The organism is Kitasatospora sp. NPDC089913 (genome assembly GCF_044748625.1).
Lineage (GTDB): Bacteria > Actinomycetota > Actinomycetes > Streptomycetales > Streptomycetaceae > Kitasatospora.
Genome location: NZ_JBIVGI010000003.1, coordinates 135167 through 149524, shown reverse-complemented (window position 1 = coordinate 149524; position 14358 = coordinate 135167). Strand labels below are relative to the sequence as shown.

General features: G+C 74.4%; 16 protein-coding genes. 10 read left to right on the top strand and 6 right to left on the bottom strand.

What is annotated here, in order from left to right; all coding sequences use genetic code 11:
- Window positions 1–86: 86 nt before the first annotated feature.
- Both ACIPYS_RS07240 and ACIPYS_RS07235 read left to right on the top strand, forming a co-directional pair.
- Complete coding sequence (locus ACIPYS_RS07240) at window positions 87–521, top strand: DUF302 domain-containing protein (protein ID WP_400744285.1); 435 nt, start codon at window positions 87–89, stop codon at window positions 519–521.
- Between the two features lie 46 nt (window positions 522–567).
- Entirely contained in the window at window positions 568–1008 is a 441-nt protein-coding gene (locus ACIPYS_RS07235; RefSeq protein WP_400744282.1) for a hypothetical protein, read from the top strand.
- 141 nt (window positions 1009–1149) lie between these two features.
- On the opposite strand, the gene ACIPYS_RS07230 is transcribed toward ACIPYS_RS07235, so the two are convergent.
- The 3 genes from ACIPYS_RS07230 to ACIPYS_RS07220 all read right to left on the bottom strand — a co-directional run bounded on the left by ACIPYS_RS07230 (window position 1150) and on the right by ACIPYS_RS07220 (window position 2907).
- Entirely contained in the window at window positions 1150–2085 is a 936-nt protein-coding gene (locus ACIPYS_RS07230; RefSeq protein WP_400744280.1) for a hypothetical protein, read from the bottom strand.
- A 175-nt stretch (window positions 2086–2260) separates the two neighbouring features.
- Complete coding sequence (locus ACIPYS_RS07225; protein WP_173862196.1) at window positions 2261–2437, bottom strand: hypothetical protein; 177 nt, start codon at window positions 2435–2437, stop codon at window positions 2261–2263.
- A 71-nt stretch (window positions 2438–2508) separates the two neighbouring features.
- Window positions 2509–2907 (bottom strand): ASCH domain-containing protein, encoded by a 399-nt coding sequence (locus tag ACIPYS_RS07220; RefSeq protein ID WP_093863769.1) that lies wholly within the window; start codon window positions 2905–2907, stop codon window positions 2509–2511.
- A 294-nt stretch (window positions 2908–3201) separates the two neighbouring features.
- Between ACIPYS_RS07220 and ACIPYS_RS07215 the strand changes: the two genes are divergently transcribed.
- Genes ACIPYS_RS07215 through ACIPYS_RS07200 form a run of 4 tightly spaced genes read left to right on the top strand, consistent with a single transcriptional unit; the run spans window position 3202 to window position 6797 of the window.
- Window positions 3202–4095 (top strand): hypothetical protein, encoded by an 894-nt coding sequence (locus ACIPYS_RS07215; protein WP_400744276.1) that lies wholly within the window; start codon window positions 3202–3204, stop codon window positions 4093–4095.
- 40 nt (window positions 4096–4135) lie between these two features.
- Complete coding sequence (locus ACIPYS_RS07210; protein WP_400744273.1) at window positions 4136–4951, top strand: hypothetical protein; 816 nt, start codon at window positions 4136–4138, stop codon at window positions 4949–4951.
- Window positions 4948–5808 (top strand): hypothetical protein, encoded by an 861-nt coding sequence (locus ACIPYS_RS07205; RefSeq protein ID WP_400744270.1) that lies wholly within the window; start codon window positions 4948–4950, stop codon window positions 5806–5808. The genes ACIPYS_RS07210 and ACIPYS_RS07205 overlap by 4 nt, the downstream gene beginning before the upstream one ends.
- Complete coding sequence (locus tag ACIPYS_RS07200) at window positions 5805–6797, top strand: hypothetical protein (protein WP_400744267.1); 993 nt, start codon at window positions 5805–5807, stop codon at window positions 6795–6797. The genes ACIPYS_RS07205 and ACIPYS_RS07200 overlap by 4 nt, the downstream gene beginning before the upstream one ends.
- Before the next feature lie 102 nt (window positions 6798–6899).
- On the opposite strand, the gene ACIPYS_RS07195 is transcribed toward ACIPYS_RS07200, so the two are convergent.
- Window positions 6900–8021 carry an RICIN domain-containing protein gene (locus tag ACIPYS_RS07195; protein ID WP_159425152.1) on the bottom strand — a complete coding sequence of 374 codons (1122 nt, stop codon included), beginning with the start codon at window positions 8019–8021 and terminating at the stop codon, window positions 6900–6902.
- 85 nt (window positions 8022–8106) lie between these two features.
- Window positions 8107–9231 carry an alpha/beta hydrolase gene (locus ACIPYS_RS07190; protein ID WP_400744264.1) on the bottom strand — a complete coding sequence of 375 codons (1125 nt, stop codon included), beginning with the start codon at window positions 9229–9231 and terminating at the stop codon, window positions 8107–8109.
- A 217-nt stretch (window positions 9232–9448) separates the two neighbouring features.
- On the opposite strand from ACIPYS_RS07190, the gene ACIPYS_RS07185 reads away from it, so the two are divergent.
- The 3 genes from ACIPYS_RS07185 (at window position 9449) to ACIPYS_RS07175 (ending at window position 12710) form a co-directional block, all read left to right on the top strand.
- Window positions 9449–10417, top strand: a complete 969-nt coding sequence (locus ACIPYS_RS07185) for a LuxR family transcriptional regulator (protein ID WP_400744262.1) — start codon at window positions 9449–9451, stop codon at window positions 10415–10417.
- Between the two features lie 116 nt (window positions 10418–10533).
- Window positions 10534–11706, top strand: coding sequence for an NAD-dependent epimerase/dehydratase family protein (locus tag ACIPYS_RS07180; protein ID WP_400744259.1), 1173 nt, complete (start codon window positions 10534–10536; stop codon window positions 11704–11706).
- A gap of 2 nt (window positions 11707–11708) precedes the next feature.
- Window positions 11709–12710 carry an aldo/keto reductase gene (locus ACIPYS_RS07175; protein WP_400744257.1) on the top strand — a complete coding sequence of 334 codons (1002 nt, stop codon included), beginning with the start codon at window positions 11709–11711 and terminating at the stop codon, window positions 12708–12710.
- Here ACIPYS_RS07175 and ACIPYS_RS07170 read toward each other — a convergent pair.
- Complete coding sequence (locus ACIPYS_RS07170) at window positions 12662–13678, bottom strand: LLM class flavin-dependent oxidoreductase (protein ID WP_400744254.1); 1017 nt, start codon at window positions 13676–13678, stop codon at window positions 12662–12664. The genes ACIPYS_RS07175 and ACIPYS_RS07170 overlap by 49 nt on opposite strands.
- A gap of 123 nt (window positions 13679–13801) precedes the next feature.
- Between ACIPYS_RS07170 and ACIPYS_RS07165 the strand changes: the two genes are divergently transcribed.
- Window positions 13802–14338 carry a GNAT family N-acetyltransferase gene (locus ACIPYS_RS07165; protein ID WP_400744251.1) on the top strand — a complete coding sequence of 179 codons (537 nt, stop codon included), beginning with the start codon at window positions 13802–13804 and terminating at the stop codon, window positions 14336–14338.
- The last annotated feature ends 20 nt before the right edge of the window (window positions 14339–14358 follow it).

The window sequence follows — 14358 nt, the reverse complement described above, 5'->3', positions numbered from 1 at the left end:
CGGGGGTACAGTGGAGAAGAGGAACGAGCACGACGCACGGGCGGCACGGCCGGAACCGCGCCGCCGCACCACGAACGGAGCACCACATGGACCACGGGATCGCCACCACCCTCGACCTGCCCTTCGCCGAGGCCGTCGAGCAGGTCCGGGCCGCACTCGCCGAGCAGGGCTTCGGCGTGCTCACCGAGATCGACGTCCGCGCCACCCTGCGGGCCAAGCTGGACGAGGAGATCGAGGACTACCTGATCCTCGGCGCCTGCAATCCGCCCCTCGCCCACCGCGCCCTGGCGGCGGACCGGCACATCGGGCTGCTGCTGCCGTGCAACGTCGTGGTGCGCGCGGTCGACGGGGGCACCCTGGTCGAGGCCATGGACCCGCAGCTGCTGGTCCGGGCCACCGGAAAGCCCGAGCTGGCGCCCGTCGCCGACGAAGCGGCCGCCCGCCTCCGCGCGGCCCTGGACTCCCTCGCCCGGGAGCGGACCACAACCCGTCCGACGACGGTCGACGGGGACACCCGGTGAAGCCCCACCGAACCCCGGGTACGAAGTCTCCGGCTAGTCTGCTCGGATGAGTCTCCTCGATGACGTGGCCGAACGCGACAACTGGCGATGCTGGGTGTGCGACGAACCGGTCGACCCCGACAAGTCGGTGAACGACCCGCGGGGGCCCAGTGTCGACAGCCGGACGGCCGACCGGAAGGCCAAGGTCGCCGAGCGGCTCGCGCACCGCGGGTGCAACACCCGCAAGGGCGCGGTCAAGGTGGTCATCGCCTGGCCGGAACGCCTCTTCGTGGTCGAACCCGCACCGCTGATCGCCGTTGCCGCGAGACTGGAGCACAAGGGGGGCCGCGAGATCGTGGGCCGCTGCCCGACCAGGCAGGACGCCCAGGAGACGGCGGAATGGCTGGCCGACCGGTTCTCCCGGCTGACACCGGGGCTGCCGGTGACCACCCGGATCGAGGCGGGCGGCGGCCAGTTCCTCGTCGTCCTGGCCACCGGGCGCCGGTGAGGGGTTGCCCCTTTACGGCGTGCGGCGGCCCGCGTTCCCGCGTCCGGGCTTCAACGCGGCTGTGCTGTCGGGCATCGGCGGACCGTCCCCCTCTCCCCGGGCGTCACACGTGAAGGAAGATCGCAGCCCGTCCGACGAAGATCAACCGGGGTGCCCGACAGAGCCGTAGTGGGCAACCGGTCGCCCACCGGGCGCAGTACAGGCCGTGGGTTTCGCGGCCCGGAGTGCGGTCCGCGCCCGCGCGGCGCCGCTGCGGGTACACGCCTCGTCGGCGCCCACGACGACCGCCGGGACCGGGTGGCCGGCGCAGCGGCGGCAGACACCCGGCCGGGGGATCGGGTCCCGGCATTCGGCGCACTCGTCGTACCGGGCCGGTGCCGCCCGCGCAGGGGTCTGCGCGGGCGGCACCTTGTGCTCCAGGCGGTGACGGAGCACCGCCACCGCCGAATGGATCCGGAGGGGAAGGCCGGGCAGCAGGGCGGCAGCGAGGTCCTCCCGGGTCGCGCCGCGTTCCAGCCACTGGGCGACCTGGGGTGCGAGCTCCCGCGCCTCGGCCTCACCGAGGCGCAGGCGCGGCTCGGGGCGGATCACGCGGAACAGCACGGCGACCGCCTCGCGGACCTGCTCGTCCGGCAGAGCGCAAGCGGCCCTGTCCTCGTCCGCCCCGCCCGCGACGGGGCCGTCGGGGAGGGAGGGCCTTTGGCTCCGGTTCTTTACTACAGGGACGCCTGCCCCACCGGCGTTCGCTCCACCGGGGCCCGGACGGGTGGTACCCGGCAGGCCGAGCTGCGGGGTGTCGTAGACGTGGGAATCGGTGCGGATCGTGCCGTCCGGCAGACGGACCTTCTCGACGCGGTAGAAGCCGGCGTCGGTCAGCTCCTTCAGCGCCTTGCGGACCGCACCCCGGCCCTGGGGGCTGCTGTCGGCCATGTGCCTCCCGTCCTCGCGCCAGCCGTCGGGCCGGGAGAGGAGGTCGGCGAGGATTCCACGGGCGGTGTAGGACAGCCGCCGGTACTGGAGGAGGGCATTGGGCAGCACGGTGAAATTGCGCACGTGGGCGCTACGATGGACGTGCATCGGGAGTTCTGGCTCCTGTTGCCGGACCCCGGGGTGTTGGTAGCACCGCCGGGGTCACCTGTTTTCGATTTGTCCACGGAACGTAGCACGTCGCACCGGGCGCCAAGGCCCTTTTGCCACAACAGCCCTGATCGCACGCCACCCGGGCCGGGTGGCGTGCATCGGGCCGCCGGGCTCAGCCGCGGCCCAGGATCTTCGCCAGGAGGCCGCCGAGGCCGCCACCGCCGCCCGTGCTCCGGTCGCAGGTGCAGCGGGCCGCCTTGGGGACACCGGCCAGGACCTGGTCGACGTGCATGCCGCACCCCGCGTAGCCGGCCTTGCCGCAGGTGCGGCACGTGGTTCGTCGACACATCTCGGGACTCCTCTGATCCGGTGGGGAGGTCTTCCTCCCCCTCCAGGATACCTGGGGGGGTATTTTTTCGGTCACCGGTCCTCGACGAGACGGAAGGCCAGACAGACCACGGCGGTCGCGTCCTCGACAGGGGTTCCCAGGCGGCTCCAGTAGCCGCGGTGCCCTTCGCGCCACTCCGCGAGCGAGGCGTCCCCCTCGCCCTCCGCCCGAGCGTGCTCCCAGGTCACCTCGCCGAAGGTGGTCACCTCCACACCGGTGATCTCGATCGCGGCGACGAACCCTCCCTCGTCGTCCACGAGCGCCAGCCGCTCGCCGGGGAGCTCCAGCTCCTCGGACTCCTCGGCGTACTCGGCGAGCAGGCCGGTGGTGGCCGTCTTCCGGCCCGCCAGGACCAGGGAGTTCAGCTCGGCGCGGATCCCGTCCGGGGTGCCGAGCTCCATCGAGCGCATGCCGTTGACGCGAGGCCACATGTCGGCCGCCCCTTCTGTCGGGCACTCCCGCCGACCGACCGGTCCGGCGCCGACCGACCGGAATCCGGCGCCCGCACCCGGGTCCGGACCACGGAGGTCACGGTCGATTTCGGTTCGGTTACGGTGTGTCGCTTTAGTGATCGATTGCGCGGGAGTGTGGCGATTGATCTTGTTGGCACCGGGACGGAGCCGCTCTCATAATTCCAGCCAGACGCGTGTTGTGCGGCCGTGACGGCCGCCCAGGTGCCCGTGAGCCGCGCGCGAAACCTTCTGCTTCTTTCCTGGGGGAACCCCTTGTCCGCGCACGATCACGTGCCGCCCGCAGCCGACCCGGCGCAGGCGTCCGCACCGGACCCCACCGTCCCCGGCGCACCCGTCCCGGCGTCCCCGCCCACCGAGACCCCGGACGCCCCGGGCCGGAAGCTGCCGCGGTCCGTCGGCGTCGCGCTGGCGACCGTCGGCCTGCTGGCCGTGACGGCGGTCAGCGCGACCGTGACGGTCGCCGTCGGCAAGCCGGAGCCCCGACCGGCCGTCGCCGCCGCGACGGCCACCGCGACGGCCACGACCGCGGCCGGCGGGACCGCGAGCACCGCGCCCGGCGCGTCCGCCCCGGCCTCCGCCACGCCGACCACCGCTCCCCCGGCCGCGCCGGCGCCCGCGCCCGCGCCGACGAGCACCCTCAAGGGCACCGTCAGCAACGGCCGGCACGACGGCGACCTGCAGTACTTCCTGCTCCCGATCCCCGAGGGCGGCGAGTCGTACGGCCCGGCCGACGGCATGCTGCTCACCGAGAAGGACATGGGCGAGCAGCTCGGCGGGGCGGACGCCATGAAGGCGCTCAAGTCCTTCGGCTACAAGGACTCCGCCACCCGCACCTACCGCACGGCGGACGGCAAGGCCGAGGTCACCGTGACCCTGCTGCGTTTCGCGACCGCCGCCCGGGCCGCCGAGGTCGCCCGCACCTACACCCTGGACGGCCTCGACCCGGTCGAGATCACCGGCGACCCGGCCGCCCACGGATACCTCGACAAGCCCAAGCAGCAGGCCTACACCGGCTCGATGAGCGGCATCTCCAGCCAGGGCGACGTGCAGTACATCATCGACGTCGAAGTGAAGGGCACCCCGGACAAGGCACTGCTCAGCGAGCTGATGAAGCGCCAGCGCGACTGGCTGACCTCCGGCCGCTGAGCCCCCGGCCCTCCCCTTCCCCCTTTACTGGAGCACTCGCATGACCACCGACCCCGTGGCGCCGTCGCCCGTCGACGCGCCACCGCCCACTCCGCCCGCCGGGGCGCCGGAGCTGCCGTCCGGCCCGCCGGAGGCCACCCCGGCCGCGCCTTCCGAGGCACCGCCCGCCCGCACCCCGCGCCGACCGCGCCCGGTCCTACTGCTGGTCTCCGGGCTGGTGCTCGGCACCGTGGCCGGCGGCGGCGCCGGCTACGCGATCCAGGCGAACCGGCCGCCCACGCCGCTCCCGCCGATCCAGGTCGCACTGCCCTCCTACCCCGCCGGGGCGCTCGACCCGGCCGTGGCGGCCGCCGCCGCGCCCTCGCCGCTCGCCATCGACGGCGACCTGCGCAAGCTGCTGATCGCCGCGCCGAGCGGCAGCACCGCCTGGGGCGACTACCCGGACACCCCGAGCTGGATCACGGCGGGCGAGCTGGCCGAGCACGACGGCATGACCGCCGCCGTGTTCAAGCAGCTGAACACCCACGGCTTCCGGCGCGCCGTGGAGATCGACTGGAAGCAGGGCGATCTCAAGGTCCGGATCTCGCTGATCCAGTACACGGCCGACCGGGCCGCCGAGGCCGGCGCCCGTACCCTGGGCCGGTCCCTCGAACTCTTCGCGCCCGAGGCCAACGGTGGCTACCAGGTGGACTCCCGGGCCTCGTACTGGGCCGAGACCACGGAGCCCTACTACGGCGCCGACGCCGTCGCGCAGCGCGGCACCGTCGTGATGGAGGTCAAGGTGTTCGGCACCCGACCGGTGTCCCCCGAGGTCGTCAAGGACCTCGCCAAGCGGCAGTGGGAGCGGCTGGCATGAGCGACAGTGACGTCATCGTCCCCGGCGCGCCCGCGGTGCCGGCGCCCGGGGCACCGGCCACCGCCACCCCCGAGGTCCCGGCCGTCATCCCGTCCGACGTACCGCCCGCGGCCCGGCCCCCGCGCCGACTGCTGCGGGCGGGAGGCGCGACCGTGGCTGCGGCCCTGGTCGGTGTGGTGATCGGCATCGGGATCATCGAGGTCCGCTACGACGACCCCGCGCCCGCGACCGCCGCCCCGGCGCCGGCCACCGTACCCACTCCCACCGCGACCGCCACCCCGTTCGGCGCGAAGTCCAACGGCAACCACTTCGGTTCGCTGCGCGACCTGCTGCTGCCCGTCCCGGCGGGCTTCGGGCTCGGCCCGGACGACAGCGGCTTCGGCAACGACGTCGAGCTGACGGGGGAGCAGATGCTCGCCGCCGAGCTGGACCAGGAGGTGCTGCCGCTGCCCAAGGAGCAGCAGGACAAGCTCCGCAAGTACTGGAACGACCTGCATGTGAAGGCCGCCGGAGTGCGCACCTACACGACCCAGGCGGGCGAACTGACGATCAGCATGAAGCTGCGCCAGTTCAACCAGCAGGAGGTGCAGAAGCTGAACGAGTACACGGCGATCTTCACCGGTGAGACCGGCATCTTCCGCACCGGACCCACCGTGCCCGGCCATGCCGAGGCGCACTGCTACCTGCTGCCGGCGCCGCCGTCCGCACCGATCGACCGGCTGGAGTGCTCGGCCGCCCAGGGCGACCTCCTGGTCGTCATGGCGGTCGAGGGCGTGGCCCCGCTGCCCAAGGACCGGATCGTCGCCCTCCTCGCCCAGCAGCTCGACCGCCTCGCCGTCCCGGGAGCGTCCGTATGACCGACAGCGCCACGCAGCAGGACGCCTCCGCCCCGGTGAAGGGTCCCGTCCTGCCCGAGGAGACCTCCGCCCCCGCCGTCGAGGAGACACCCGTCGTCGCGGAGACGGCCGCCGCCGCGCCGGAGGACGGCGAACGGGCGGCCCGCCGCTCCCGGCGGCGCCGGGCGGCCGTGCGGTGGAGTGCGGCCGTCGTGGTCTGCGCCCTCGCCGGTACCGGGACCGCGCTGGCCGTGACGGCCCAGGAGCGCACCGACCTGCCCGGCCTGGCCACCCCGAAGGACGGCCGGTACACCTTCCCGGCCCTGGTGCTCCCGCAGCTGCCCTCCGGTCAGCCGGCGCCGAAGGAGAACAAGGGCCGCCACACGGCCGACCTGCGCGCCCTGCTCCTGCCGGTGCCTGCCGAGGCGGGCGGCTCACTCGTACCGGCTGCGGTCCCGGGCGTCGGCAGCTCGGCGTCCCCGTCCGCTCCGGGCTCGGCCTCGGCCTCGCCGACCGGCTCCCCCTCGGCGTCCTCCGCCGCCCCGTCCGGCGCCACCCCGTCCGCTGCGGCCCCGGTCGGCCGGGTCCCCTGCGAGGCGATCACCGCCGACTGGAAGGACCCCGGCGCACTGCGGGCCCTGCTGCTGCAGAAGGCCTGCCGCGATGCCGCTGTCCGCGAGTGGACCGCCGCCGACGGCACCCGGACGCAGATCCGGCTGCTGTCCTTCGGCTCCCAGGCCGAGGCATGGCCGCTGTTCGACAAGCTGCGGAGGACGGGCGAACCCAAGGACTCCTCGGGCGGCGTGGCGACCGGTGACACCCAGGGCTGGGACACGGTGTTCGGCGTCGACCTCGCCACCCGTGAGGTGCCCGGCTCCCCGGCCGCAACCCGGATCGCCTTCCTCTCGGCGGGGAACGTCACGGGCGTGATCACCATGACCAACCCCAAGGGCGTGCCCACCGCCGCCTTCCGGCAGGTGGTGACGCTCCAGTCCGACCTGCTCGCCTGAAGGCCGGCGGGGGACGGACCGGGCGGTGGCTCCGCCCGGTCCGTCCCCCGTGCCCCCGTTCCCCCGTAGCCCCCGTCCTCCCGTGCCCCCGTTACCGGGAGGTCAGGCGCAGTTGGTGAAGGTCGGGCTGGTGTTGGCGATGTAGAGCGTCGCGCCGGCCTGCGGGTCGTAGGTGAGCGGCACGGTGAGGGTGTCCTCGGCCGTCCAGGGGATGCCCCGGGCGTCGAAGGTCCAGGTGCCGGTCACCTTGCGGGCCAGCTCGGCCAGCGTCACCCAGCCGTACTGCTGCGGCGGGACGGACACCGCGACGCTGTTGTTGACGGTCGTCGACCCCTGCCAGACGTTGTTGTAGTGCAGCGCGGTGCTGACCACGGTGGTGAGCGCCCCGCCGGGCACGCCGCCGGAGATCTGGGTGCCCATGTCGCCGCCGATGCTGTTGGACCATCCGCTCATATTGGTGACCGAGAAGGCCTGCTGCACGGTGCCGGAGGTGTTGTTGAACCAGACCGAGGAGACGCAGACCTTCGGCAGCGGGGCCGCCGGGGCCTCGCTCTTCAGCGCCCAGGAGCAGGTCGAGATGTCCTTCTGGCACTGCTTGGCGGCGTGGTCGACGGCGAGGTTGCGGGCCGCCGCGGGGAAGCCGGTGGACCAGCGCTGGTTCACCGTTCCGTTGCAGGCGTACTGGTCGGTCCAGGCGTCGTCGTAGTTGCCGCCGAGCAGCAGGTCGAGACAGGTGTTGTCGCCGTGGTGGCGGATCATGAACGAGTCCTCGGCGCCGGGGACCGGCTGGAGGAACCACTTCTGGCTGGCCTGGCCGGCACAGGTCTGCTGGCGCAGGGCGGGGGTGAACCACGCGAGGTCGATGCACTTGCCGGTGGTGTTGTTGACGATCGTGAACGAGGAGTCCGAGGCGTCGACGTTCAGCCGCCAGGACTGGTGGTAGCCCGGCGCCGAGTTGGTGACGATGTACGCGCCGTCGCCGGTCGAGCCGTTCTGGACGTCGAGCCGGCGGCCGTTGCTCAGCGAGGTGATGGTCAGGCACTGCTGCGGGGTGGCACAGGCCGCGGCGGCTCCGGTGGTGGCAGCGTCGGCCCGGGTCGCCGTGAACGGCGCGGCGGTGAGACCGAGCGCGGCGCAGCAGGTCACCAGGACGGCCGCGAGCAGGCGCAGCCAGGGGGCGGAGCGGCGGCCGGGGGCCGCGGGCGGGGCGGAGGTCGACAGCACGGGTCGGTCCTTTCGTCGGGAGGGGAGCCGTGGTGGGGTGCGGACGGGCGGCGCGCGGACGGCGACCGTGTCGGGCGCGCCCGGGTCAGGCGGCGAAGGCGGCTTCGAGGCGCGGCACGTAGTCGACGAGGTCCTGGGCCCAGCAGCCGTAGCTGTGGCCGCCGTCGCAGGCGGGGCCCCAGCCAGCGCCGTTGCCGTAGTCGACGTAGCGGTGCGGGATGCCGAGGGCGGTCAGCCGGTCGGTGAAGCGCTTGGCGGTGCCCTCGGCCCAGAACTCCATGCCGGCGGGGTTGCCGTTGCCGTTGCCGGTGTAGACGGCGATGCCGGTGTCGGCCAGCAGTCCGGCGTGTGCGGTCGGGTCGGCCGCGTTCCAGCGCCAGTCCGCGTCGAAGACCGGGTAGGGGGTGCCGAAGATCGCGTCGCTGGACACCGTGGGTCCGAAGTCGAAGCCGCAGGGCTGTCCGCCGCTCGGGGCGCACAGTACGGTTCCGGCGTTGGTCAGGGTGCCGACGACCGCGCCGCGGATGACCATCTCGTCGGCCGAGAGGTCGTTGGCGCCGGACATGGTGAGGACCTGGCCGAAGAGCTCCGGTCGGGCCTGCGCGTAGTGCAGCGCGCCGAAGCCGCCCATCGAGAGTCCGCCGACCGCGCGGTGCTTCCGGTCGGTGAGGGTACGGAGGTTGGCGTCGACGAAGGGCACCACCTGGTTGAGGTGGAAGGTCTGCCAGTTCTGTGCGCCGGCCGCCGTGCCGCTGTCCTGCCAGTCGGTGTACCAGCCGCGCAGGCCGCCGTCGGGGATGACGGTGATCATCGACCTGGCCGCGGTCAGGGCGGGGTAGGCGAGGCCCTGGTTGGCGGGGTTGTCCGAGGCGCCGTGCAGGAAGTACAGGACGGGGTACCGCCGATCGGGGCGGTCCGCGTAGTCGTCCGGCAGCAGGATCCGGATCGTGTGCTCGCCGGCGACCTGCGTTGTGGTCACGGTGAGGACGAAGTTCGTGGCGCTGCCGGTGACGGCGCCGACCCGGGTCAGTCCGAAGCCGTCGCTCATCGGCGGCGGGGCGGGCGCCGCGGCCCGGGCGGACGACACTCCGGGCAGGAGGAGCAGGAGGAGGGCGCCGACCAGGGCGGCGACCGCCGTCCGGGCGGGTGCCGTCCGGGCGACCGCCGTCCTGGCGGGCGCGGGCCTGGCGGTGGGCGGAGCAGCTGTCATGGGTCGTCCTTGGGCGTGAGGGCGCGGCCGTGCACCGGCCGTCCGGAGGGGGCGCCCGGTGAACTGTGCGGACACCGAGCAACTCTCGCGATCCGACCCCGCCGCGCGCCAGAGCGCCCGGCGGCCCGCTTGGGCCACCGGCGCATGTGCGCCACCGACAGGGGTAGGCTTCGACGATCCGTCATGTCGCCATGGACATGGCGAAACTGGAGGTCACGTGCTCCACGACGTACTCGATCCCGACTCCGAGCGCGGCCGGGTCTACCACTGGCTGATCGGGCGCCCGCAGGGGCGCCTCCCCGACCTCGCGGCGGCCGCCGGGATCGACGAGGACGCCCTGCTCGCCCTGCTGGGCGGACTCGCCGACGAAGGCATCGTGGTGGCCTGCGACCACCGTCGGCTCACCTGGGAGGCGCTGCCCCCGGGCCAGGTGGTCGAGGCCGCGCTCCAGCGCGACGCCGTCCGGCGGGCCGACGCACGCCGGGCCGGGGCGGAACTCGACCGGCTCTACCGGCTCGCCCGCCGCGGTGCCGGCGGCTACGCCGCGCTGGAGGTGGTCGAGGAGCACGCCGAGGTCCTCGCGGCCGGACGGCGGCTGCAGCTCGCCGCCCGCCGCGAGGTGCGGGTCATCGACGTCCCGCCGTACTCCGGGGACTCCGCGCACTACCTCGACCAGGAGGTGCTGCAACGCCGGCGGATGGCCTCCGGTGTCGTCTACCGCTCGATCTACGGCGGGTGCGCCTTCGACGATCCCGTGGCCGGCCCCAACATGGCGCGGATGATCGAGGCCGGGGAACAGGCCCGGACGCTCGACGAGCCGCCGCTCAAGCTCGCCCTCGGCGACGACGACCTCGCCATCGTCACCCTGCCCGCCGACGACCGGGCGGGCGTCGTCTCGCTGCTGATCCGCCCGTCCAGCCTGCTCGGCGCCCTGGCCGCGGTCTTCGAGACGCTCTGGCAACTCGCCGTCCCCGCCTCGACCGCCGGCGTCGGCCTCCAGCTCGACGACCGGGACCACCGCATCCTCGTCCTGATGGCCAGCGGCGCCACCGACGACGCGATCGCGCGGCGACTGGGCCTGGGGCGGCGCACCGTCGTGCGGCGCGTCTCCACCCTGCTGGCCAGACTCGGCGCCACCACCCGCTTCCAGGCCGGGGTGCAGGCGGCACGGCGCGGCTGGCTCTGACCTGACGTTGACCGCGCCCCGGGCCGGGCCGACCCGACCGGTCACCAGTTCAGCTGATGACGCGTTCAGTAGATCGGCAGTTCTGCTGATGATCATTCGGCGGCAGAGTGATGGCCATGAACCACTCCGCCGAACGGGACGCCACCCGGAGCACCACCACCGCCACCGCCGGCCCGGCGACCGTCGCCACCCCGGCGACCACCACGACCACCACCGCCGCCTCGAACCGCGCCCCGCGCCGGGTCGCCGTGATCGGCGGGACCAGGTACTTCGGCCGCCACCTGGTCACCCTGCTGCGCGACGCCGGCACCGAGGTCACCCTGATCAACCGGGGCTCCGCCCCGCCCCCGCCCGGCGTCGACCACGTCCAGGCCGACCGGGACGACGAGGACGCGCTGACCGCCGCCCTCGGCGACCGCACCTTCGACGCGGTGATCGACCAGGTGCTGTACACGCCCGCCCAGGCGGTGGTGGCCCGCCGGGTCTTCGCCGACCGGACCCCGCGGTACGTGATGACCTCGACCATGGAGGTCTACGACCCCGCGACCTCGCCGCTGCTCCGCGCCGCGCCCGGGCTGCCGGTCGCCGAGGAGGCCGTCGACCCGGAGCACTGGCCGGTGGACCTCGGCCTGCCCTGGCACGACCCGGCGGCGCTCGCCCGGCATTTCGGCGAGGCCACCGCCTACGCCGAGGGCAAGCGCCAGGCGGAGGCCGTACTCGCCGCCGGGCGGCCCCCGTTCGGCTGGGCGAGCGTGCGCAGCGCCCACGTCCTCGGCGGCGGGGCGCTGGACTTCACCGGTCGGCTCGCGCACTTCACCGGCGCGATCGCGGCGGGGCGGCCGGTCGCGGTGCACGAGCACCCGCAGCCGACCTCGTTCGTCCGGCACGAGGAGATCGCCGCCGCCCTGGTCGCGGTCGCCGCCTCGTCCTCGGCCGGCGCGGTCAACGCCGCCTCGGCGGAACCGCTCGACGCGGTCGGGCTGTCCGAGCTGATCGCCGGGCACCTGGGCACGACCGTCCGTTACCGGCCGGCCGAGGGCGCGGACCACGCCCCGTTCTCCTTCGACCGCTGGTACCCGATGGACACCCGGCGGGCTGCCTCGCTCGGCCTCTCCTTCTCGCCGCTCGGCTCCTGGCTGCCGGCCGCCGTGGCCGAAGCCGTCGCCACCCTCGAAGCGGCTGCCACCCCCGGAGCCGTCGCCACCCTCGAAGCGGCTGCCACCCCCGGAGCCGTCGCCACCCTCGGAGCGGCTGCCACCCCCGGAGCCACTGCCGGAAAGGACGTGTGACCGTGCGACAGCGCACCCTCGGCGAGCGGAGCGTCGGCGCGATCGGGCTCGGCGCGATGCCGCTCTCGGTGGAGGGGCGCCCCGGCCCCGGGGCCGCCCTCACCACCCTGCACGCCGCGATCGACGCGGGCGTCACCCTGCTCGACACCGCGGACTCCTACCACTGGCACTCCGGCGAGACCGGCCACAACGAGCGTCTGATCGCCCGCGCGCTGGCCGCCCGCTCCCCCGCCGACCGCGCCGGCGTGCTGGTCGCCACCAAGGGCGGGCGCGGCCGCCCGGGGGACGGCTCGTGGACGGTCGACGGACGGCCCCAGCACCTCCGGCAGTCCTGCGAGGACTCGCTGCGCCGGCTCGGCGTGGCGGCGATCGACCTCTACCAACTGCACAAGCCCGATCCCCGGGTGCCCTGGGCCGAGTCGGTGGGAGCCCTGCGCGAACTCCTGGACGCGGGGAAGATCCGCGCGGCGGGCATCTCCAACGTCGACGAGGGGCAGATCCTGGCGGCGCGGGAGATCCTCGGACCGGGGCTGGTCTCGGTGCAGAACCGGTTCTCCCCGGCCGACCGCGGCGCCCTGCCGCAGCTGCGGCTCGCCGAACGGCTGGGCCTGGCGTTCCTGCCGTGGAGCCCGCTGGGCGGCCTCGCCCGGAGCGTGCTGGACGGCCCGGCGGACGGCGTACCGGCACGCACCGCCTTCCACCGCGTCGCCGAGGCACGCGGGGTCTCGCCGCAACAGGTCGGCCTGGCCTGGCTGCTGGCCCTCTCCCCCGCCGTCGTCCCGATCCCCGGCGCCCGCCGCCCCGCCAGCATCCGCGACAGCGCGGCAGCGGCCGGACTCGTCCTCGACGCGGACGAACTCGCCGCCCTGAACGGCCCGTTCACCGGCCTCGCCGAGCGGGCCGACCCGACCGGGCGGCCCGAACCGACCGATCGGGCCGATCCCGAGCCTCCCGCCTACCCGACCGCCCCCGCCGGCCCGGCCGCCTCGGCGAGCAGCCGGTAGGAGGTGAGCAGTTCGGCCCGGTCGTAGGTGCTGGTGGTGACCAGGAACTCGTCCGCGCCGGTGCGCTCCAGCAGGCCCGTCAGCGCGTCGAGGGCCTGGTCGGGGGTGCCCGCGATGTGTCCGGTGAGGGCCTGTTCGAAGGCGGCGCGCTCACGCGGGGCCATCGGCCTGGCCAGGATCTCCTCGGCGGGTTCGAGCGACGAGAACTCGCCGTGGGTGCGGCTGTGGGCGCTCGACCAGGCCTCCGGGACGAGCAGCGCCCGGGCCCGCTCCTCGCTCGCGGCCACCGCGACCGTCCCGGACACCACCACGTAAGGCCGTTGGGCGCGGACGGAGGGCCGGAAGCGCTGCCGGTAGCGGTCGATCGCGGCCACCATCGCCTCCTCGCCCCGCACGGCCGCGATCACCAGCGGCAGCCCGGCGTCGGCCGCGACCTCCGCGCCCGCGCCGGTGGCCAGTACGTACGCGGGAACCTCCAGGCCCTCCGCGGGACGGGCGTGCACGCCGCCGGGTCCGCGCGCCTCGGGGTCGAACCAGGAGAGGAGTTCGGCGAGTTGCTCGGGGAAGCGGTCGGCGGCGTCCTTCTCCCGGCCCAGCGCGCGGCGGACGCCGTCGGTGAAACCCACCGACCGGCCGAGGCCCATGTCGATCCGGCCCAGGAAGAGCGCCGCGAGCACCCCGAACTGCTCGGCCACGACCAGGGGCTGATGGTTGGGGAGCATCACCCCGCCGGTGCCGACCCGGATCCGTGAGGTCGCCGCGGCCACCGCCGCCGCCAGCACCGTCGGCGCCGAACCGGCCACACCCGGCACGCCGTGGTGCTCCGAGACCCAGAACCGGTGGTAGCCGAGCCGCTCGGCCTCCACCGCGAAGGCCACGGTGTCGCGCAGCGCCTGCGCGGGCTCCTCCCCCCGGCGGGTCCGGGAACGGTCGAGCACGGAGAGGCGAAGGGCGGGCGAGGCGGTCACGTCCGTGGCAACAGCCGTCCGCGGCGGAGACATTCCCCGACCGGGCCGCCGCCGGGCAGGGTCCGGGCCGCCGCCGCGCCAAAACCGATTGCCGGGAGAGTCCACAACCGATAGCAATGTGACATGCTACAGAACTCCCGCATCGCCCTCCGCGCCCGCCACGACAGCGATGTCGCGGTGCTCCAGGGCGAGCTGTACGACGACGTCCCCACCCGCTCCCGGGCCGACTCCCGGCCCTGGCGGCCGATCTCCCCCGGCGCGGCCGAGTCCCCGTACACCGTGACGCCCCCCTCGGACGACGCGGCGCTCTTCTCCGTGGTGGACCTCGCCTCCGGCGAACTGGCCGGCGAGGCCCTGCTCTGGGGCATCGACACCCACAACCGCCTCGCCCACCTCGGCCTCGCCCTGCGACCCGCCTTCCGGGGGCGCGAACTGGCGGGCGAGGCGGTCCGGCTGCTGTGCCACTACGGGTTCACGGTGCGCGGCCTGCACCGGCTCCAGCTGGAGACACTGGCCGACAACCTCCCGATGGTCCGCGCCGCCGAGGCCGCCGGCTTCGTGCTCGAGGGCCGGCTGCGCCGGTCCGCCTGGGTGTACGGCGAGTTCCTCGACGAGGTCGTGCTCGGCCTGCTCGCCGAGGACTGGACCGGGAAGCCGTAGCCGGGCCGGAACGCGGCACC